The following is a 20,331-nucleotide window of genomic DNA, read 5'->3' on the forward strand; positions in this document are numbered from 1 at the left end:
GACTTATAACGTTTTTTTGTTTTTGATTAAAATAGCAATAAATACGGGGGCTCCCATAATTGCTGTTAAAATACCGATAGGCAGTTCTGAAGGAGCAGCAATAGTTCTGCTTAAGGTGTCAGCTCCCAGTAATAAAACGCTTCCGGTTACTGCTGAAAAAGGTAAAATGATCTGGTAATTTGATTTGAACAATTGCCGTAAGATATAAGGAACAATAAGTCCTATAAAACCGATAGTACCGCAAAAAGCAACTGAAGTGCCAACTAATAAAGAGGAAAACCAAATGATCTGTTGTTTCGTCCGCTCAACCGGAATGCCTAAGTGAGCGGCGTCATTCTCTCCCAGCATCATGGCATTGAGCGCCTTTCCTTTTTTGAGGATAAAGAAATAAGATACAGTGATGACACAAACTAAGATACCGTTCTTTGTCCAGTTAGCAGCAGCAAGACTTCCCAGATTCCAGAAAGTAAGATCTCTTAATTCATCGTCCTCTGAGAGGTAAATCATAAATCCGGTGAAAGCAAAACCTAGTGCGGTAATTGCAACTCCTGTTAACAACATCACGACAACATTGGTTTTTCCTTTTACTGTAGCAATTTTATATACAGAGATCATAGTAATGACAGAACCCAGAAATGCCATAATACTGATTAATGAAAAATGGAAAACTTCAGGAAGTAAATTTTTCAAATGCGCCCCGAGAACAATTGAAATAGCGGCAAAAAGTGATGCTCCGGAAGTTATTCCGATCAGGTCAGGCGTAGCCAAAGGATTTTTAAACATTCCTTGCAAGCTTGTTCCTGAAACAGCTAGGGCACTTCCTACCAGTATAGCCATAATAATTCGGGGTAAGCGTAATTCATAAAGAATATAGAAATCGGTTTCCGGGATACGGTCTTTATGAAAGAAAGTGTTTTTTAAAAGGGTAGAATAAGGCATTTCAAATTCATATACACCCACAAACAGAGAGGTAGCTGTAAGGAGTACCAATAGCATTATAATTGCCGATAGAAAGAAGTACTTTTTACTTTCCATTTTCTCGTAATAATGTATTTAATGCTACTATAGCTTCTCCCAGTCTGGGGCCAAACCCTGAAAGTAAAGTGCCATCCATAGCTATGATGTTTTTGAGTTTGCCGGCTTTTGTTTTTTCAATACCATCTATTTTTAAAACACCATCAATACCACCTAAGCTTTCCATACCGCTTGAAAAGAACAAGATGTAATCAGGATTTGCAGCCAAGAGTGCTTCAGGAGTTAAGGGTTTAAAGTTTTCAAATGCTGTAATGGCATTAATGCCGCCGGATAAACCAATTATTTTTTCCATGGGAGTATTTTTACCGGCTACCATTAAAGTACCGGCTCCTCTGGCATAAATGAACAATACTTTAGGTTTTACAGTCAGTTCTTTCGCTTTTGAAATCTCCTGGTCAATTTTATGCTGGAGAAATGCATAATCTTTATGATTTAGTGTTTTAGCAATTTCTGCGATCAATTGTTTCGTTCCGGATACAGAAAATTCTTGCTTGTAAAATATCGTTTTTATTCCGGCTGCTTTTAAATTATTTGCCAGAGTAGGATTGATGTCTTTTTCAGTTCCTAAAACCAGATCGGGCTTTAAAGCTACTACAGATTCAACGGAAAGATTTCGAACATGCCCCAAGTTTTTGACTTTTAAAGAGGAAGGGTAGGTGCTGGTAACATCAGTTGCAATAATGTTTTGTTGAAAACCTAACTCGCAGATGATTTCAGTTACGGCACCGTTTAAACTTATGATTCTCAAAGATTTTTGTTGAGGATACACAAAGGCTGAAAGCAGAAATAGAGCTAAAAGGACTGTTTTTTTCATGAGTATTAGTAATTAATTTCGAAGCAAAAATATAAAATTTATTTAGAATAAATAAAAATAATATTTACATTTGCTGAAATTATTTTAATTAAGATTTATTATAAATAATGAAAAAAGGAATTCTAATAGGGTATGCTATATTAGGTGTTTTGAAACTTACAGCTCAAGAAAAGGAGAGGGATTCTATAAGTGTTAACGGACTTAAAGAAGTCGTTGTAACGGCTCAGTTTGAACCGCAATCGTTAAAAAAATCAGTTCATAATGTTAGAGTTATTACTGCTGCAGACATACAGAATTTAGCAGCTAATACTCTCGGTGACGTTTTGAACCAATATATAAATATTACCGTTCGCCCCAGTAGTAATACAGGTCGTTCTACAGTTTCAATGTTTGGTCTGGATGCCGGATATTTTAAGATTTTAATAGATAATGTTCCATTGGTAAATGAAGGAGGTTTCGGAAACAATATCGATTTGTCTCAGATAAATCTGAATGATATTGAGAGGATCGAAATAATTGAAGGTTCTATGGGAGTAACACATGGTGCCAATGCAGTTTCCGGAATCTTAAACATTATAACTAAGAAGTCTACTCCTGAAAAATGGGCAATAACAGCTACTGCTCAGGAAGAGACTGTGGGTAAAGAATTCTCTTTTTTTGAAGAAGGAAAGCATATTCAAAATGTAAAAGCAGCACATACTATTTCTGAGCATTGGTTTGCCTCTGTGGGAGGTACTCATAATGATTTTAAAGGTTTTTTAGGAGATATGGAAGGGAAATATCATACAATTAATGACGGAACCAGAGGATATAGCTGGTTGCCTAAAGAACAATGGCAGGGAAATGCATTGATCTCTTATAAAAAGAATAATTTCAGAGCATTCTACAAGTTTGAAATTTTAGATGAAGTAATCGATTTTTACGGTTCGGCAGCTCAGTCCGGATACAGTTCTGAATACGGTGCCTATAAATATGGTGAAGATCAGAGGTATTATACAAACAGATTGTACCATCATTTGAATGTGGTAGGCAAATTGTTCTCGCAGCTTAATTATAATGTTTCTATTTCGCATCAGTACCAGAAAAGAGAAGTAGAAGATTTCAGATACAATATTACTAACGATGTGGAAATGAACAATTCAAGGAACAAGGATCAATCTATGGAAGTGTTTTATTCCAGAGGGACTTTAAGTAACTTTTTTAAGAAAAAGAGATTTGATATTCAACTCGGATATGAAGCTGTTAAGAACAATGGCTTTGCGGTTGTTGATGATGAGGACAATCAAACCAAAGAAGTAAGTAAAGGAATCGATAATGTGGACCTTTTTGCTATTTCTGAGATCAATATTAGCGATAAATTGTCAATTCGTCCTGGAGCAAGATATTCTATACAATCTTTATTTGATAACCAATATGCTATTTCATTAGGGGGGCGCTATTTATTGCCAAAAAATGTTGAAATAAGGGCTTCAGTAGGAAAATCGTTTCGGACACCTACTTTTGAAGAGCTATATAGTCAAATCATTTTTGACGGACATTATTTTGTAGGAAATGAAGATCTGGTTCCGGAAAAAAGTACTTCGTATGAAGTCAGTTTAAAAAAGAGAACCGTATTTGAGTCCGGATCTGTCTTGTCTAATAGTTTAATGGCGGGCTATATTGATGTAAAAGACAGGATTACAAGTGCGCTTACCGGATATGAGGCGGCAACTCCGATCTATGAATACATCAACATAAGCCAATATAACAGCATTACGATTTCTTCTACCAATCAGCTTAAAACGGGAAACTGGAATTTTAATTTCGGGATGTCTTTAACCGGAATTTCCAGATCAATGGACAATCTTGAGTTCTCTTCTGATGATCGTTATCTCTACAATTTCAACATAAATAGTAGTGTTTCTTATTTGGTTCCGAAATGGAAAACTACTTTTTCAGCATACTATAAATATACCGGTAAGTCCCAACAATATGTCGCCGGAACGGATGAATATGTTCTTTCTGAAATAGAGCCATATAGTTGGCTGGATGCATCGGTACGAAAATATTTTCTGAAAGACAAAATAGAATTGACTCTTGGTGCCCGTAACCTTTTTGATATTACTAATGTTAATCAATCCAACCTCAATCAAGGTGCCGGACATGCTGTATCGTCTCAAATGTTATTGGCTTATGGTAGGAGTTACTTTGTAAAACTAACGTATAACCTTAATTTTTAATATACTCAATACTATTGTAATTATGAAAAAAAGTATTTTTATTGTATCAGCAGTGGCCTTATTTATGGCTTCTTGTTCAAGTGATGATGATTCAACAACCGGAGGAGAAACAGCCCTTTTACCGGTAGATGAGGCTGTAGTTGCTCCTTTCGTAGGCGGTGCCAATGAACCTAATCAGGTATTTGTAGATTTAAGTAGCGCTCAGGAAACAAGTATTCAACGGGACAGTTGGGATTTAGGATTTTATAGTGGCAGTGAATTCCGGGTGATCCTTAACGGTTCGATCAAAATGGCTGTAAAGCAGTTGAACACAACCGATATAACAGAAGTTCAGGAAGAAGATGCTTCTGTGTCTGTAGGATATACCACTTTAGCGGATCTGGGCTATGTTGATAATCCTACCGGAATTTTAACCGGAGTCGGAAATGGGGAAGGAACGGCAATTGCAGAAGTTTCAGATAATGATGAGGAAAATAAGGTTTACTTGGTCAATCTGGGGTATGAAGTAGGAACTACTACGCCGGAAGCCGGATCTGTAGCTTTAGACGGTGAAGCAAGAGGCTGGAAAAAAATAAGAATTACTAAACAAGGCAATGATTATGTGTTGCAATATGCGGATCTGGATGCTACAACCGCTCAATCTGTAACAATCTCTAAAAATGCAAACTATAACTTTGTGTTTGTAAGTTTAACAAACGGACAAACAGTAAATGTTGAGCCGGAATCGGATAAATGGGATTTGAACTTTACCGGTTTTACAAATTACTACCCTTACGGAACCAGTCAGATCACTTACTATTTTTCAGATTTTATTACAACTAATATCCACGGAGGAACACAAGTGTATGAAGTAGTTGTTAGTGATGCAACACAAACGGAGACTGCGTATGCGGATTTTGCATTGGAAGATGTTGAAGATGCTGATTTTTGGGTGTCAATTACGGATCAAAGAGTTATTGGAAGCAATTGGAGAAATGGCGGAGGACCTTCTTCCGGTCCAAGTATAAAAGACGATCGTTTTTACGTGGTTAAAGATACAGACGGGAATATCTATAAATTAAGATTGTTAGCATTGACAAATGATAACGGAGTGCGAGGATATCCTGTTTTTGAATATGAATTGCTATAAATATTAGATTGTGTTTGTGTTATGAAAAAAGGCTATCGTAAGTTTGGATAGCCTTTTTTTGTTTTTTAAACCAGTTCTTGCTTCAACATTATTTGTTCGCTGATAGCATCCCAAAGTTTGATTCTTTTTTCTAAAGCAAGTATCGCCATATCGGTTGCTTCCTGCCATTTTTTGTCATCGTCACCGCAAAGTTCTTCTATCATTTTCATTGCCATAGGGCCATGTTCGTCCCCGTCAAGCTCAATGTGTCTTTCAAAATAGTAGATCAGTTGAGATAGGTCAGTGTCAGGGAAGTTATTTTGGAAGTTTTTTAGAATCTCGGTAAACATTTCCGGTATTAGGTCTTCTCTTCCGAAAGTAAAGGCAGCAGCAATTTGATGTACGTTGCCTTCTTCAATTACTCTGAAAGTAAAGTCCAGAAAGTCTTTTACATTTTCATGCAAAGAGCTATGTTTTATAGATACGAAAATATTTTGTGTTTCCTGGACATCATGCAAAAAGTCTAAAACGGTTGAGGTATTAGCTCCGCAAGCTTCCATTGCATCTAAATATAGTTCGTAATGACTTTTTCTTTTGCCTGCCTGATTAATGTCTGTTTCTTCTGCTAATACAATTTCATTGATCAAATAGCGAACCTCAGGGTTTCCTACCGGAACCCAAGGAGTAGTCGTGCAGGTCAATTTATTTTGTAAAGCTTTTAACAACGACATAAAATCCCATACGGCATACACATGATTTTCTACAAAGCAGTACAAATCATCTAAACTTTTTATTTCATGATATAAGTTATGATGAAGCAATTGTTTTTTGTACGGCTCAATTGTTTTATGGATCGTTTGGGTATTCATAGCACTAATGTTTTATACAAAATTAAAAATGCTTCTCTAATTACAGAAGTATTTTGATGTAAATTTTAAATTTCAAAAGAAAATTAAACAAAGATTATTCCAAAGAGTGCTTTTTTAAGATTTTTTTCCAGATTTTATATTGCTTCTTGTCTAAAGTCGATTTTAGGAACTCTTCAAATTCTTTTTCTTTCTTTTGCGGATCGAAAGATTCAGACGTATCTATTTGCTCCGGGTCGGTAAAGTTGTCGATAGCTTTTTTTTGTACTTCCGTTAAGTTTAGATCGCTGACATTTTCTTGAAAAACGGTCATTATGTTTTGTTTACGGAACTTGCTTCCTTTTGGAGAATTGGTTTCTAGTTCTTTCCATTTTCGGAATTGCTCTTCAGACAGAATCTTTTTAAATTTTTCTTCTTTTTTCTTTTTCTCAGCTTCCATCTTACCTTTTAATTCCTCAGGAGAAGTATTAGGATTGAAAGATGTAGTGCGCTTTTTTTCCTCTTCGATCAACTCTTCTCGTACCAATAATTCCTGAAGTTCATCAAGGTTCAAGTGTTCTTTCAAAAAACTCAATTGTTCTTCAACAGACATTTTAGTAGCGCTTGAATCTTTTTGTTCAAACTGATTTCCAGATGGAGGTCCGGAAGGTCTTTGTCCTCTCATGCCTCCGCCCATCATTCCTGTCTGAGAGAAAGAAGTAAGGCTAAACAGAAAAAGGCATAGGTATATATTTTTCATAATCAATAAATTTCCCGACTAAAGTAACTGAAATGATTGATGAAAAGAGTTTATGAAAAGTTAAACTTTACGGAGGTAATAATAGTGTTTAAAAAAAGCAGGTTTTTAACCTGCTTTTTTATTTATTTGAATGCTGAAAGACCGGTTACATCCATTCCGGTGATCAGTAAGTGGATATCGTGTGTGCCTTCATACGTAATTACAGACTCTAAATTCATCATGTGGCGCATGATTGAATATTCTCCGGTAATTCCCATTCCCCCTAACATTTGACGGGCTTCACGAGCAATTTTAATTGCCATATCAACATTGTTGCGTTTTGCCATTGAGATCTGAGCAGAAGTAGCTCTTCCTTCATTGCGGAGAACACCTAAACGCCAGGCTAATAATTGTGCTTTAGTGATCTCAGTGATCATTTCTGCTAATTTTTTTTGTTGTAATTGTGTAGCTCCGATGGGTTTGTCAAATTGAATACGCTCTTTAGAATAACGCAAAGCCGTATCGTAACAATCCATAGCAGCTCCGATAGCTCCCCAGGCAATACCATAGCGGGCAGAATCTAAACAGCCTAGAGGAGCACCAAGACCTGATTTTCCAGGTAACAAGTTCTCTTTAGGTACTTTTACATTGTCAAAGATCAGTTCACCTGTCGCTGAAGCGCGAAGTGACCATTTGTTGTGGGTTTCAGGAGTTGAAAAGCCTTCCATACCTCGTTCCACAACTAAACCGTGAATTCTTCCTTCTTCGTTTTTAGCCCAAACTACTGCAATATCAGCAAACGGAGCATTGGAAATCCACATTTTGGCACCGTTCAAAAGATAGTGATCACCTTTGTCTTTAAAATTAGTGATCATTCCGCTCGGATTGGATCCGAAATCGGGTTCCGTTAAACCGAAACACCCCATCATTTCTCCTGTTGCCAGTTTAGGAAGATATTTCATTTTTTGCTCTTCTGTTCCGTATTTCCAAATAGGATACATAACTAATGAAGACTGTACAGATGAAGTAGATCGTATACCTGAATCACCACGTTCAATTTCCTGCATGATCAATCCGTACGAGATCTGGTCAAGTCCAGCTCCTCCGTATTCAACCGGAATGTATGGGCCAAATCCGCCAATTTCTCCTAATCCTTTTATAAGTTGTTTCGGAAATTCAGCACGTTGGGCATACTCTTCTATAATAGGAGAAACTTCTTTTTTTACCCAAGCTCTGCTGGCTTCACGGACTAATTTATGTTCATCTGATAATAGATCGTCTAATAAATAATAATCAGGGGACTGAAATAAATCTGGTTTCATTTTAGTTTGTTTTGGTAAACAAATGTAAACAAAGATTTTTAACAAATCAATGGGTAAATGTTATATTTAAAAATAGAGTTTAGAAATTAATTTGTTTGGAAGGATAAACTTTGGTAAATTTATGACAGATTAAACGATATTAAATATGAAAAAAATGAAAGTAGTTCAGTTGGTGCTTGTGTCTATGATGCTTATCACAACATCTTTTAGTATGGCACAAGGAAAAGGGAAAGACCTTGAAGTGAAAAAAGAGAAGATGGAGAAAAAGATGGATGAAACTCGGGAGCAAGGCAAAGAGAAAGCAAAAGAAAAGTCAGATGAGGCTAAAGAAAAAATGAAAGAAGCCAAAGAAAGAGTAAAAGAGGCTAAAGAAAACGAAGGCAATGCTTATGGCAAGGAAAAAGGAGAGTTGAGTGGGAAAGAGTTTGGGAAGGAACGTTCAGAACAAGCTAAAGCAACACTTAAAAAATTAGATGAGCAAGAGACAAGGATTAATGAATTGGAGACTAAATTAAAAAAGGCAAAACAAGATAAAAATTTATCTCAGGAGCGTCTTGAAAAAATAGCTAAAGCTGAAGAGCGAATTAAAGAAACCAGAGAAAAACTGGAGAAAGCAAAGCAAAATATGCAAATGCAAATGCAGGAAGGTGAGTCTCAGGAATAGAAAAAGAAACGGGTTATCCCGTTTTTTTTATATCACATTTTCAGATAAAACGCTTGGGTAAGTTCAACATATTCCGCTGTGTATTCATGGCGGTTAGTTTCAATTGTTAAACTTGAAATTTCCGTTTCTTTATTCTCAAAAGAGAAAGCCAAAAGACTTCTTTTAATTTCAGTTTCAGGTGTTCCTTTAACACGTGTAATCTGAAATGGATAAAGATCAAACGATTGGCAGATCGTAATAAAATGTTCTTCTTCTTTAAACGGAATGATAACACTGAAAACACCTTTTTCTGAAAGTAAAGCTACAGTGCATTCAATTAATTCTTCAAAAGGCAATGCTTCTTCAAATCGGGCTAGATCTCTACCTGTGTTTTGAGATTTATAAGCATCGGTATAAAAAGGAGGGTTAGAAACAATGAGGTCATATTCTTCCTCCTCAAAAAATTCTTCTGTGAACGTTGTTAAATCGGCATGATAACAAAACAATCGATCATTCCAAGGTGAATTTTCAAAATTTTCTACGCATTCTTCATAAGCATTTTCATCGATCTCAAGAGCATCTATTTGTTCAGCATGGCTTCTTTGAGCCAGCATTAATGCAATAAGACCGGTTCCGGATCCGATGTCGAGAATATTATAAGGGGAATTTTTTAGCGGAGACCAAGCACCTAATAACACGCCGTCAGTACCTACTTTCATGGCAGTACGCTCTTGGTTGATGGAGAATTGTTTAAAACGGAACATAGAACTTATCCCAGATATAAGTCGACTAAACCTTCGGGAGTATTTAGAATCAGTTTTTGTTCTCTTCGGTTAACCTCTACTATAAAGTCATCAATAACCGGTACTAATATAGTACTTCCTTCGTGGTCGATTTCAAATAAGGCTTGGGTGTTGTTGTCATTTACACGAATGAGCTTGCCTATTGTGCCCAATCTTACATCTTCCACCTGAAATCCTTCTATCTCGTGGTAATAAAACTTGTTGCCTTCCAGTTTAGGGAGCATGCTGAGCGGTAAATAAACTTCGCAGCCTATGATCTCATCTGCTTCTTGTTCGGAACTGACATCTTCAAATTTAACTCTCAGGAAATCTCCTCTGTGAATTAGGCTTCTTTCAATAAAAAATGGAACCAGACTTTTGTTGAGTTCAACAAAAACTGATTCCATATTTTCGTAAATTTCGGGTTCATCCGTGTCTAAGTAGATCAGAACTTCCCCTTTGAAACTGAATTTTTTCGCAACCTTGCCTAAATAGAAACAATCTTTTTTACGCATGTGTTACGGTCTTTAAAATTAAGCTTCTGTTTCTTCGTTGTTCTCTTCAACTGCAGGTGCTTCTTCAGCAGCCTCTTCAGTTGCAGTAGCTTCAGCTTCAGCTGCTTTTTCAGCTTCAACTTTAGCAGCAATACGTTTTTCGTTTACTTCTTTTTCAGCTTGTAAAGCTTTTGCTTTAGCGTCATCTTTAGCTTTTGCTAAACCATCTTGTTTTGCTCCTACTTTACCAGCTTTTTCTTCTAACCAAGTAGCTAATTTAGCATCAGCTTGTTCTTGAGTTAAAGCACCTTTACGTACACCTCCGTCTAAGTGGTGTTTTAATAAAGCTCCTTTGTAAGACAAGATTGCTCTTGCTGTGTCTGTAGGCTGAGCCCCGTTGTGTAACCATTGTACAGCACCGTCTAAGTTTAAGTCGATAGTTGCAGGGTTAGTGTTCGGGTTGTAAGTTCCTAATTTTTCAAGGAATTTACCATCTCTTTTAGAGCGTGAATCAGCTGCTACGATCCAGTAAAAAGGTTTTCCTTTTTTACCATGTCTTTGTAATCTAATTTTTACAGGCATAATCTTTTTGATTAAATTTGAGGTTCCCGACCTCAGTTATTAAGGGCGCAAATATACAAAAGTTTGTAAAACAATGGACTAATATTATGTAAATATTTTTTTGATTAATTGTAAAGTTGACGAAAAAAAATTACTTTTGTCGGAGTGGAAGAATTTCACAGCTAACTATTACAACCTTAAATCTATAGAAAATAATTGAGAATGAAAAAAATTTTATCTTTAGCGTTGTTTGCAGTTGTTTTGGTTTCCTGTAATCAGGATATCAAGACAAATACTCCTGCTTTTCAGGCAAAAATTAATGATGCGAACTGGCGTGCTAATGACGCAAGGGTTTCATTAGGAGAAAATAATGGTATTGTAATCACAGCTTTTACGGCGTATGAAGAGTTGGTGTTAGAGACATCTTCTACAAACCCGGGACATATGTGTTGGGAACTACTAATCAAAATAATTTTGCGTCGTACTACTTCAATAGCGAAGGAATAGAAGCGTATTATGATACAGATACGTATTACGGTCCGGCCTATAAAATTGCTTCTATATTAAATGGTGGAGCTGATTATAGTAACACGACAGGAGCTTTAACGCAAAGTTATACCGGAACAGGATCCGGTATGAAATTATCGATTCAGACTGATGCTACCGGAAAAGTTACTTCTGCTGTAATAGTTGCGAGAGGAGACGGTTATAAAGCAGGTGATATAGTTACTATTTTAGGAGGTAATGGCAGTGCCAGAGTAAGAATTCTTAATGTACAGCAAAGTAACGGTGAGATTGTTATTGAATCTTTTGAAAACGGAACATTTACCGGAACATTCAAATTGAATGCAGCAAATGAAGATGGAGAAATGATTACTTTCTCAGAAGGGAACTTTTATAAAGTACCGGTTTATTAATAACTATTGATATTTTAAAATAGAAAGCTGCTTTTTTAGGCAGCTTTTTTTAGTTCAATATTTTGTCTGAAATGAATAAAATTTTGACTTTTTTTACTCGATACTGAATGCTAAAATCATAGAACTTTGTTTAGAATTTAGTAATATTCAAATGTGGTCAGAGAGGCAGGAGTATTCACACTCTATTAAAACGTATTCATTAAATACTTTAACATCTATTTTTTTTATCGTATTTGCTGACAGTGCATTAAATGCACAAGAAAAACAAAAGATTTCATTACAGAAAGCTTTAGAGATAGCAAAAGAGAACAACCTTGTGGTTAAAAAAGGGCTATTACTACAGCTAATAACTGAGGAAGAGATTCGCGAAAAGGAAGAGTTAAGGCTTCCCGAAGTAGATTTTCATTCTCTTTATTCCCGGATTACCAATTTAACAGAATTCAAAGGAGGTTTCTTAAAAGATAAAGCGGTTACGAGAACTATTCCTGAAATTTATGACATCAGCAGTTCTTTAAGAATGCCGGTTTATTCAGGGAATAAGATTAACAATCTGGTTAAAAAAGCAAAACAAGAACATGAGATCAGTAAAATTGTTCTGGAAAAAGCGGAGAATGACGTACAGTTGCAAGTTGTAGCTTCTTATTTGGGTATTTATAAAATGATGGAGCTTCAAAAAATCATTAATGAGAACATTGAAGAAGAGCGCGAGCGATTAAAAGAAGTTTCCTCTTTTAAAAAACATGGAACAGTAACAAAGGACGAAGTGTTGCGTGCTGAATTACAGCTTTCCGAACGGCAGTTAGATTCCATGAACAATGAGAAGAATATTGATATTGTACTACACGATTTAAAAACGATCCTGCAATTTCCGGAAAATACTGAAATTACCATTGATACAACCGATTTGTTACAAGAAGATGCTTTTTTAGATTTGGAATACTACCATCAATTGGCTTTGCAAAACGAAGACGTCAGAATTGCAGAACAGGAAGTTGAGATTAAAAAGACAGAAGTACAATTAGCTAAAGCCGGATTTTATCCCAATATCAGTTTCTTTGGAAATTATAACTTACGATATCCCAATTATATGTTTTTTCCGCCTGATCCGTATTTGTATAGTTTGGGTCAAGTCGGATTTGAAGCTACGTTTAATATTTCGGGATTATATAAAAATAAATCCCGTGTGCAATTGGCTAAAGCCAAAATGGAAATGCAGGAGAATGAACGAAATAGAGTTAAAGACGAAATGTCGGACAGAGTTTTTAAACAATTTACCGAGTACAAAGAGATTACTGATAAGTTTAAAGTAACAGATAAAGCAGTTGTTTTAGCAACTGAGAACTATCGAATTGTCAAATTGAAATATTTGAATCAATTAGCTTTGGTTACAGAAATGGTCGATGCGGATAATGCTTTGATTCAGGCTAAGTTCAATCAGATTGCCACTCGGATCGATGCTGTAATGAAACACTACGAACTACTGCATACGACAGGTCAGCTTGCAAAATAATATTCATTTCCTAATTTTTTCCAAATGAAAATAACAAGATTTTTGTTTTCACATCGTGCGTTCCATCTATTAGTAACAGTTTCTGCTACCTTATTAGTGGTAAGCGGAGTGATTTTGGCTGTTTGGTTTTACGTTTTCTATAAGAACCATGAGGAAACCAATGACGCTCAGGTCGAACAATATGTTACGCCAATTATTGCACGGGTAACCGGCTATATTGAAGATATTCGATACGAAGAAAATCAATTTGTACACAAAGGTGATACACTTATCATTATTGATGACAGAGAGTTTAAAGCAAAAGTAGATTTGGCACAAGCTGAAATTGAAAATGCTGAAAAAAATATTAATGTGTTACAAAAAACAGTCGAAATGACGGCTAATAATGTTTCGGTTAGAAAATCGCAATTAGCTGCTGCAAAAGCTGAAATGTGGAAGGCTAAACAAGAGTATGATCGTTATTCCGAATTGTATAAGGAAGAAGCTGCAACCATGCAACAGGTGGAAAAAGTGAAAACCGACTATGATGCAGCAAGATCACATTATAATGAAATTTTAAGCAGTATCAGCGTAGCGCACTCGAATACGGGTGAAGCTGAGGCTAAAATTCCAACTGCCGTAGCTGTGATTAAAGCTAAAAAAGCTGTCGCTGATAATGCTAATCTCATCTTATCCTATACTGTAATTACTGCTCCTTATGACGGTTGGGTCGGGCGAAAAGTGTTGCAACCCGGACAATTAGTAAAAGAAGGCCAAGCTTTGGTTTCTATGGTGAGTCAGGAAAAATGGGTGACGGCCAATTTTAAAGAAACTCAAATCGAATATTTAGCAGTAGGGCAAAAAGTAACTTTAGAAGCTGATGCGATCAGTAGTCATGAATTCTCTGGAACAGTTGAATCGCTTTCACCGGCAAGTGGTGCCCGTTTCTCCCTGCTTCCACCGGACAATGCTACAGGGAATTTTGTGAAGATCGAACAACGTATTCCGGTTCGTATTCAAATCGATGAAACCGATCCGAAATCAAAACTGCTTAAAGCAGGAATGAATGTTATTGTAGTAGCTAAGCATAACTAAAAATGATACAAGGAAACGTGTTTAAGCCTTGGGTTCCCAATTGGCTTATCATCTTGGTTTTGGTGTTTTGTATGTTGCATTCCATGGTTTTATTGGGAGTGTATACCTCAAATATTACCTATTCTGCAAGTTTCTTGGATGTTGAAGTAGAAGATTTGCAATTTTCACTTTGTGTAACCTACGGAACTTTTTTGGCTACGATCCTCATCGAAAGCCGATTGTTTAAATTCTTTCCGACGAAAAAGTATTTTGTCACGATTTATGGCTTAGCAGCTATTACATTTATACTGTCTGCATATACTGATAATTTTTCGTTGTTCATAGTATTGCGAATGGTAGAAGGAGTCCTTATGGCGTTACCTTGGATTCCGTTACGGCAATTGTTGATTACACGTTTTCAATCTAAAAATGCAGTTATTCTCGGGTTTACCTTTAATTACGGAACCTTACTTTTGGCCTCGCCTTTTATTATGAATATTGCGGTGTGGTTATTGGAAAACTACGATTGGAAATATATGGCATATGGCTCAGCTATGTTCCAAATCATTTGTGTGGGGTTGGTTATGCTGACGTTTAACGAAAATCGTTTTCATAAAAAAATTCCACTGTATCAGGTAGATTGGTCCAGTTATATTTTGGTTTTAACCGCTATTTTATCGGGAGCCTTTGTTTTTATTTATGGTGAAAAACTATATTGGTTTGATTCTATAGCGATTAAAGCAGCAATTGTTGTGGCATTCATAACCGGAGGTTTATTTGTGATCCGGCAGGTAGTACTTAAAAGGCCATGTTTTGATATGGGAGTGTTTCAATTCGATAATTTAAGGATCGGGTTTTTACTCTTTATCATTTTTTATATTTCAAGAGCAACGCTTAATATTTGCCATAGTACCATGTTTTCGGTATGGAATTGGGAACCTTCAAGAGTTGCGCACGTACAATATTTAAACGTGATCGGCAACCTGATCGGTATGATTACTGCCGGATTTATTCTGGCTAAAGGTTTAGCCTCCAGATATGCCTTTATGCTTGGCTTTTTTCTTCTTGCAGTTTACCATTTGTGGTTTACGTTTTTGTTTGTGCCTGATGCTGCTTTAAGAGATATAGCTTTGCCTTACACTATACAAGGGATGGCGGTTGGTGTACTTTTTGTACCGTTAGTCTTATTTACAGTTTCTTCCGTTCCGGTTGAATATGCTCCTTTTTCTGGAACTGTAGGGGTTTCGGGACGATTTTGGGGAAGTACTATCGGTTTTTGTATTATGCAAAATGCACAAGTATTTCTTCAGAAAAAACACTACACGAAACTAAGTCAAAGTGTTCTTTGGGAAAGTCCGGAAACACAAGAACGAATTTCACAATATACCAATAGCTTTATCGCTAAAGGATATGCGACGGATGATGCCGGGAAATTGGCTATCAGGCAAGTATTAGATTCGCTTTCTAAACAATCTGTGTTGTTAGGTAATATGGAAATCTTTACCGCTTTGGGTTACGTGTTACTGTTATTGACAGTGCTTTTATTGTTCAATAAACATTTGAAACAAACGTTCGATATTTTCAAAAACAGAGTTTGGGGAAGTTAGCTTGTTAACAACTTAAATTTATGGTATAGTAAAAAAATAGTATTTTTGAGAATTGCATTTTATTCCGAATTGTAAAGATTAAAATATTCATTTTCAATTATGTATTTAATTTTCGATACCGAAACTACCGGATTACCTAAAAGCTATACGGCTCCTATTACTGATACGGATAACTGGCCTCGATGTATTCAGATCGCATGGCAGTTGCACGACGAAATGGGGCGCTTGGTAGAGCATCAGGATTATTTGGTTCGACCTGATGGATTCAACATTCCGTATGACGCTGAAAGAATTCACGGTATTTCTACCGAATTGGCGCAAGAACAAGGAATTTCTTTAGTAGAAGCTTTAGAAAAGTTCAATATTGCACTGTCGAAAGCTAAATATGTTGTGGGACAAAACGTGGGTTTCGACGTTAATGTCATGGGATGTGAGTTCCACAGAATGGAATTTGGGACGGATTTAGCCGATTTACCGGTTTTAGATACGTGTACCGAAACGACCGCCGAGTTACTAAAATTACCCGGAGGTAGAGGGGGACGTTTTAAGTTGCCAACATTGACCGAGTTACATGAATATTTGTTTGGCGAACCTTTCGCAGAAGCCCATAATGCTACAGCCGATGTGGAGGCTACTACTCGCTGTTTCTTGGAATTGTTGAAAAGAGAAATTTTTCCGAAAGAAGAGTTAGACGTTCCGGTAGATTATTACACACGATTCCGTGAGCAAAACCCGATGCAGATACAGTTGATTGGCTTAAAACATATCAACTTAAAAAAAGCATCGGATGAGGTAAGAGCCCGTTTGCAAAAACTTCAGGGTGATGCCGGTAAAGTAATTATTTCAGAAGAAATTCTGGAGCAATTTGAACAGGCTCATTTTGCGCATTTACACAATCATTCACAATTTTCAGTTTTACAATCTACCATTGGAATTCAGGATTTAGTAAAAGCTGCTTCTAAATTTAATATGCCGGCAGTTGCTATGACCGATCATGGAAACATGATGGGAGCCTTTCAATTTGTAAGTGCTGTTCTGAATTATAACAAAGGCGTTTTGGCTAAAATTAAAGAAGCCGAAGAAAAAGGAGAAGAATGTGCCGAAATTCCGGTAAAACCAATTGTAGGTTGTGAATTTAACATTTGTGAAAATCATTTGGATAAAACCAAAAAAGATTCGGGTTACCAAGTGGTCTTTCTGGCAAAAAATAAAAAAGGCTACCACAATTTAGCCAAAATGTCCTCCATTGCACATATTGACGGTTTTTATTATGTGCCGAGGATCGATAAAGAAATTGTAAAAAAATACAAAGAAGATATCATTGTTTTATCCGGAAATCTAAATGGAGAGATTCCGAATAAAATTTTAAATATCGGTGAAAATCAGGCGGAAGAAGCTTTGATGTGGTGGAAAGAACAATTTGGTGAAGATTTCTACGTGGAAGTAATGCGCCACAATCAGGAAGACGAAAATCGTGTAAACGACACATTGATTTCGTTGGCTAAAAAGCACGATGTCAAATTGGTAGCAACCAATAATACCTATTACGTTAAAAAAGAAGATGCAAATGCACACGATATTTTGTTGTGTGTAAAAGATGGTGAAAAACAATCAACACCTATTGGTCGTGGTCGTGGCTATCGTTTCGGTTTGCCTAATCAGGAATATTATTTCAAATCAGTTGAAGAGATGAAAACGCTCTTTAAAGATTTGCCTGAAGCCATCATCAATATCGAAGAAATAATAGAGAAAGTAGAAGAATATTCTTTGTATCGCGATGTGTTACTTCCCAAATTTGATATTCCGGAAGAATTTCAAGTAGCAGAAGATGATGAAGATGGCGGAAAACGAGGCGAAAATAAATATTTAAGACATCTTACGTATGAAGGTGCTAAAAAGCGTTACGGAGTAATTGATGAAGAAATTTCGGAACGTTTGGATTTTGAATTAGCGACTATTGAAAAAACCGGATACCCAGGTTATTTCTTGATTGTTCAGGATTTCATTGCCGCAGCCAGAAACATGGGAGTTTCCGTAGGTCCAGGACGTGGATCAGCAGCAGGATCAGCCGTAGCTTACTGTTTAGGAATTACGAATATCGATCCCATTAAGTACGATTTGCTTTTTGAGCGTTTCCTAAATCCGGATCGTGTGTCGATGCCCGATATTGATATCGATTTTGATGACGAAGGAAGAAGCCGTGTTATGGATTATGTAATTCAAAAATACGGTGCCAATCAGGTAGCGCAGATCATTACCTACGGTAAAATGGCAACTAAATCGGCTATTCGTGATACCGCTCGTGTATTGGATTTGCCTTTGTATGAGGCAGATAGGATTGCGAAATTGATACCCGGAATGATGCCGAGCAAATGGAATTTGGCTCGATTCCTTTCCGAAAATGAAGAGGATGTAAAGAAAGCACTGAAGTCGGCTGACGAATTTGAGCGTGTGAAGGAATTGATCGCCATTGCACAGGAAACCGATTTGCAAGCAGAAACGATTCAGCAGGCCAAAGTCATTGAGGGTTCTATGCGTAACACCGGTATTCACGCTTGTGGAGTGATCATTACGCCAGACGATATTACCAATTTCGTTCCGGTGGCTACAGCAAAGGATTCTGATCTGTATGTAACGCAGTTTGACAACTCAGTAGCAGAATCGGCCGGATTACTAAAAATGGACTTCTTGGGGTTGAAAACATTAACCCTGATTAAAGATACAGTCAAATTAGTCAAATACCGACATGGAATAGAATTGGATCCGGAACAGTTCCCGATTGACGATCAAAAGACGTACGAGTTGTTCCAGCGTGGAGAAACAGTTGGTATTTTCCAATACGAGTCCGCCGGAATGCAAAAATACATGAAAGAGCTGAAACCTACGGTTTTTGCCGATTTGATTGCGATGAACGCCTTGTATCGTCCGGGACCGTTGGAATATATTCCTTCTTTTATCCGAAGAAAAAACGGAGAAGAACCGATCGTTTACGATTTAGATGCTTGTGAAGAATATTTAGCTGAAACTTATGGAATTACTGTATATCAGGAGCAGGTAATGTTGCTTTCGCAAAAATTAGCCGGTTTCTCAAAAGGTGATGCCGATGTGTTGCGTAAAGCGATGGGTAAAAAGTTGATCGATGTTCTGGAAAAAATGAAATCCAAATTCATTGAAGGAGCAGTTAAAAACGGACACGCCGAAGATAAGTTGGAGAAAATTTGGAAAGACTGGACGGCTTTTGCGCAATATGCGTTTAATAAATCGCACTCTACCTGTTATGCTTGGGTGGCTTATCAAACGGCTTATTTAAAAGCGCATTATCCGGCAGAATATATGGCGGCAGTACTTTCGAATAACATGAACGATATCAAACAGGTTTCGTTCTTTATGGAAGAAAGTAAACGAATGGGCTTACAGGTCTTAGGTCCGGATGTGAATGAGTCGTACTATAAGTTTACGGTAAACGAACAAAATGCTGTTCGTTTTGGTATGGGAGCGATAAAAGGTGTGGGAGAAGGCGCCGTAAATACTATTGTAGAAAACAGAAAAGACGGAAAATACAAATCCATTTTTGATTTAGCCAAGCGAATTGATCTGCGGGCTGCCAATAAAAAAGCATTTGAGAATTTAGCCTTGGCCGGAGGTTTTGATTGTTTTGAGGATACACATAGGGCGCAATATTTTCATAATGAGGGAGACGGAATCTCTTTCTTAGAAAAAGCTATGAAATACGGTGCTAAATATCAGGAAAATGAGAATTCCGCTCAGGTGAGTTTGTTTGGTGATGCTTCAGAAGTTCAAATTCCCGAACCGGTTGTCCCGCCATGTGAAGAGTGGAACACTATGGAAAAACTGGCAAAAGAGAAAGAAGTGGTAGGGATCTTTATTTCGGGGCATCCTTTGGATGATTTTAAATATGAGATGCATTATTTCTGCAATACTAAATTAGATGATTTAAGAGAGCTGAATAACCATGTAGGGAAAAATATTTCAGTAGGAGGAATTATAACCAATGTGGAACACCGTGTGTCTAAAAACGGAAAAGGATGGGCTGTCTTTGTATTAGAGGGGTATGAGGAGAGTTATGAGTTTAAGATTTTCGGAGAAGAGTATTTAAAATTCAGACATTTTCTAATACAAAACAATTTTACATTCCTTCGCTTCATGGTAAAAGAAGGTTGGATAAATGCAGACGGAAGACGTTCTGACCCGAAGATACAGTTTTTAGCTGTTCAGTATTTACAAGATGTACTGACTACATTTGCTAAAAAATTAATCTTACAGTTCAATATTGCCGAATTAAGTGAAAATCTGATTCATTCATTACATACTTTGTTCCAAAGAGAAAAAGGAGATCATCAGGTTACGATAGAAGTGATGGAACTGGAGAAAGTAACCAAAGAAGTCATTACACAGGTAACGGCTGAACTTCCTGAGACTGATGATATAGACGAAAATCTGGATGTAGAAAGTTTAGAGACAGAAATAGAACCTTTGCGTACGGAAGTGGAGGAGATCAGAGTGGTAACTAAATTAAGTATGCCAAGCCGGAAAATGAAAGTGAAGATTTCAACGGAATTATTAAGAGAACTGGAAGAGAATCAGATAAACTTCAAATTGAACTAGTTAGTATCAATAAAAACTATTTATACATAACCAAAAGTAATTTAAGTTGCATAAGT

17 protein-coding genes are annotated in these 20,331 nt (G+C 36.8%); 9 read left to right on the forward strand and 8 right to left on the reverse strand.

What is annotated here, in order from left to right; genetic code table 11:
* Positions 1-3: 3 nt before the first annotated feature.
* A complete protein-coding gene (locus tag DI487_RS08365; RefSeq protein ID WP_109569239.1) occupies positions 4-1,035 on the reverse strand; it encodes a FecCD family ABC transporter permease in 1,032 nt (343 codons plus the stop codon).
* The gene (locus DI487_RS08370; protein ID WP_109569240.1) at positions 1,025-1,849 is read right to left on the reverse strand and encodes a heme/hemin ABC transporter substrate-binding protein; all 825 of its coding nucleotides are present in this window, start codon (positions 1,847-1,849) and stop codon (positions 1,025-1,027) included. Before DI487_RS08370 ends, DI487_RS08365 begins: the two co-directional genes overlap by 11 nt.
* Positions 1,850-1,956: 107 nt before the next feature.
* On the opposite strand from DI487_RS08370, the gene DI487_RS08375 reads away from it, so the two are divergent.
* Positions 1,957-4,068: a TonB-dependent receptor plug domain-containing protein gene (locus DI487_RS08375; protein ID WP_109569241.1), complete on the forward strand. Its 2,112-nt coding sequence runs from the start codon at positions 1,957-1,959 to the stop codon at positions 4,066-4,068.
* A gap of 22 nt (positions 4,069-4,090) precedes the next feature.
* On the forward strand, positions 4,091-5,197 hold the full coding sequence (locus DI487_RS08380) for an HmuY family protein (RefSeq protein ID WP_109569242.1): 1,107 nt from the start codon (positions 4,091-4,093) through the stop codon (positions 5,195-5,197).
* Between the two features lie 65 nt (positions 5,198-5,262).
* Here DI487_RS08380 and DI487_RS08385 read toward each other — a convergent pair whose 3' ends face one another.
* The 3 genes from DI487_RS08385 to DI487_RS08395 form a co-directional block, all read right to left on the reverse strand.
* On the reverse strand, positions 5,263-6,045 hold the full coding sequence (locus DI487_RS08385; protein ID WP_109569243.1) for a DUF3050 domain-containing protein: 783 nt from the start codon (positions 6,043-6,045) through the stop codon (positions 5,263-5,265).
* Positions 6,046-6,139: 94 nt separating this feature from the next.
* Positions 6,140-6,781 (reverse strand): hypothetical protein, encoded by a 642-nt coding sequence (locus DI487_RS08390; protein ID WP_146193405.1) that lies wholly within the window; start codon positions 6,779-6,781, stop codon positions 6,140-6,142.
* 122 nt (positions 6,782-6,903) lie between these two features.
* A complete protein-coding gene (locus DI487_RS08395; protein WP_109569245.1) occupies positions 6,904-8,082 on the reverse strand; it encodes an acyl-CoA dehydrogenase family protein in 1,179 nt (392 codons plus the stop codon).
* Between the two features lie 154 nt (positions 8,083-8,236).
* Here DI487_RS08395 and DI487_RS08400 point away from each other — a divergent pair, with 154 nt between their 5' ends.
* Positions 8,237-8,746, forward strand: a complete 510-nt coding sequence (locus DI487_RS08400; RefSeq protein WP_218925763.1) for a hypothetical protein — start codon at positions 8,237-8,239, stop codon at positions 8,744-8,746.
* 32 nt (positions 8,747-8,778) lie between these two features.
* Here DI487_RS08400 and DI487_RS08405 read toward each other — a convergent pair whose 3' ends face one another.
* From DI487_RS08405 to DI487_RS08415, 3 genes are read right to left on the reverse strand one after another with little or no spacing between them, the layout of a single operon-like run.
* Positions 8,779-9,489 carry a tRNA1(Val) (adenine(37)-N6)-methyltransferase gene (locus DI487_RS08405; RefSeq protein WP_109569247.1) on the reverse strand — a complete coding sequence of 237 codons (711 nt, stop codon included), beginning with the start codon at positions 9,487-9,489 and terminating at the stop codon, positions 8,779-8,781.
* Positions 9,490-9,494: 5 nt separating this feature from the next.
* Positions 9,495-10,022: a ribosome maturation factor RimM gene (gene rimM / locus DI487_RS08410; protein ID WP_109569248.1), complete on the reverse strand. Its 528-nt coding sequence runs from the start codon at positions 10,020-10,022 to the stop codon at positions 9,495-9,497.
* Between the two features lie 18 nt (positions 10,023-10,040).
* Positions 10,041-10,583: a 30S ribosomal protein S16 gene (locus DI487_RS08415; protein WP_109569249.1), complete on the reverse strand. Its 543-nt coding sequence runs from the start codon at positions 10,581-10,583 to the stop codon at positions 10,041-10,043.
* A 201-nt stretch (positions 10,584-10,784) separates the two neighbouring features.
* Here DI487_RS08415 and DI487_RS08420 point away from each other — a divergent pair, with 201 nt between their 5' ends.
* From DI487_RS08420 to dnaE, 6 genes are all read left to right on the forward strand, one after another.
* Positions 10,785-11,069, forward strand: a complete 285-nt coding sequence (locus DI487_RS08420; protein ID WP_109569250.1) for a DUF6252 family protein — start codon at positions 10,785-10,787, stop codon at positions 11,067-11,069.
* Positions 11,009-11,479 (forward strand): DUF6252 family protein, encoded by a 471-nt coding sequence (locus DI487_RS08425; RefSeq protein WP_146193407.1) that lies wholly within the window; start codon positions 11,009-11,011, stop codon positions 11,477-11,479. Before DI487_RS08420 ends, DI487_RS08425 begins: the two co-directional genes overlap by 61 nt.
* 151 nt (positions 11,480-11,630) lie before the next feature.
* Positions 11,631-12,989, forward strand: coding sequence for a TolC family protein (locus DI487_RS08430; protein WP_109569252.1), 1,359 nt, complete (start codon positions 11,631-11,633; stop codon positions 12,987-12,989).
* 24 nt (positions 12,990-13,013) lie between these two features.
* Positions 13,014-14,063, forward strand: coding sequence for an HlyD family secretion protein (locus DI487_RS08435; RefSeq protein ID WP_109569253.1), 1,050 nt, complete (start codon positions 13,014-13,016; stop codon positions 14,061-14,063).
* 2 nt (positions 14,064-14,065) lie between these two features.
* The gene (locus DI487_RS08440) at positions 14,066-15,649 is read left to right on the forward strand and encodes an efflux MFS transporter permease (RefSeq protein ID WP_109569254.1); all 1,584 of its coding nucleotides are present in this window, start codon (positions 14,066-14,068) and stop codon (positions 15,647-15,649) included.
* A gap of 99 nt (positions 15,650-15,748) precedes the next feature.
* Positions 15,749-20,275: a DNA polymerase III subunit alpha gene (gene dnaE / locus DI487_RS08445; protein WP_109569255.1), complete on the forward strand. Its 4,527-nt coding sequence runs from the start codon at positions 15,749-15,751 to the stop codon at positions 20,273-20,275.
* The last annotated feature ends 56 nt before the right edge of the window (positions 20,276-20,331 follow it).

This window comes from Flavobacterium sediminis (assembly GCF_003148385.1).
Classification (GTDB): Bacteria; Bacteroidota; Bacteroidia; order Flavobacteriales; family Flavobacteriaceae; genus Flavobacterium; species Flavobacterium sediminis.

Excerpts from the sequence above, each read along its gene's own strand:
- DI487_RS08365 (WP_109569239.1), bottom strand. The coding sequence starts at position 1,035 with ATGGAAAGTAAAAAGTACTTCTTTCTATCGGCAATTATAATGCTATTG.
- DI487_RS08370 (WP_109569240.1), bottom strand. The coding sequence starts at position 1,849 with ATGAAAAAAACAGTCCTTTTAGCTCTATTTCTGCTTTCAGCCTTTGTG.
- DI487_RS08375 (WP_109569241.1), top strand. The coding sequence starts at position 1,957 with ATGAAAAAAGGAATTCTAATAGGGTATGCTATATTAGGTGTTTTGAAA.
- DI487_RS08380 (WP_109569242.1), top strand. The coding sequence starts at position 4,091 with ATGAAAAAAAGTATTTTTATTGTATCAGCAGTGGCCTTATTTATGGCT.
- DI487_RS08385 (WP_109569243.1), bottom strand. The coding sequence starts at position 6,045 with ATGAATACCCAAACGATCCATAAAACAATTGAGCCGTACAAAAAACAA.
- DI487_RS08390 (WP_146193405.1), bottom strand. The coding sequence starts at position 6,781 with ATGAAAAATATATACCTATGCCTTTTTCTGTTTAGCCTTACTTCTTTC.
- DI487_RS08395 (WP_109569245.1), bottom strand. The coding sequence starts at position 8,082 with ATGAAACCAGATTTATTTCAGTCCCCTGATTATTATTTATTAGACGAT.
- DI487_RS08400 (WP_218925763.1), top strand. The coding sequence starts at position 8,237 with ATGAAAGTAGTTCAGTTGGTGCTTGTGTCTATGATGCTTATCACAACA.
- DI487_RS08405 (WP_109569247.1), bottom strand. The coding sequence starts at position 9,489 with ATGTTCCGTTTTAAACAATTCTCCATCAACCAAGAGCGTACTGCCATG.
- rimM (WP_109569248.1), bottom strand. The coding sequence starts at position 10,022 with ATGCGTAAAAAAGATTGTTTCTATTTAGGCAAGGTTGCGAAAAAATTC.
- DI487_RS08415 (WP_109569249.1), bottom strand. The coding sequence starts at position 10,583 with ATGCCTGTAAAAATTAGATTACAAAGACATGGTAAAAAAGGAAAACCT.
- DI487_RS08420 (WP_109569250.1), top strand. The coding sequence starts at position 10,785 with ATGAAAAAAATTTTATCTTTAGCGTTGTTTGCAGTTGTTTTGGTTTCC.
- DI487_RS08430 (WP_109569252.1), top strand. The coding sequence starts at position 11,631 with ATGTGGTCAGAGAGGCAGGAGTATTCACACTCTATTAAAACGTATTCA.
- DI487_RS08435 (WP_109569253.1), top strand. The coding sequence starts at position 13,014 with ATGAAAATAACAAGATTTTTGTTTTCACATCGTGCGTTCCATCTATTA.
- DI487_RS08440 (WP_109569254.1), top strand. The coding sequence starts at position 14,066 with ATGATACAAGGAAACGTGTTTAAGCCTTGGGTTCCCAATTGGCTTATC.
- dnaE (WP_109569255.1), top strand. The coding sequence starts at position 15,749 with ATGTATTTAATTTTCGATACCGAAACTACCGGATTACCTAAAAGCTAT.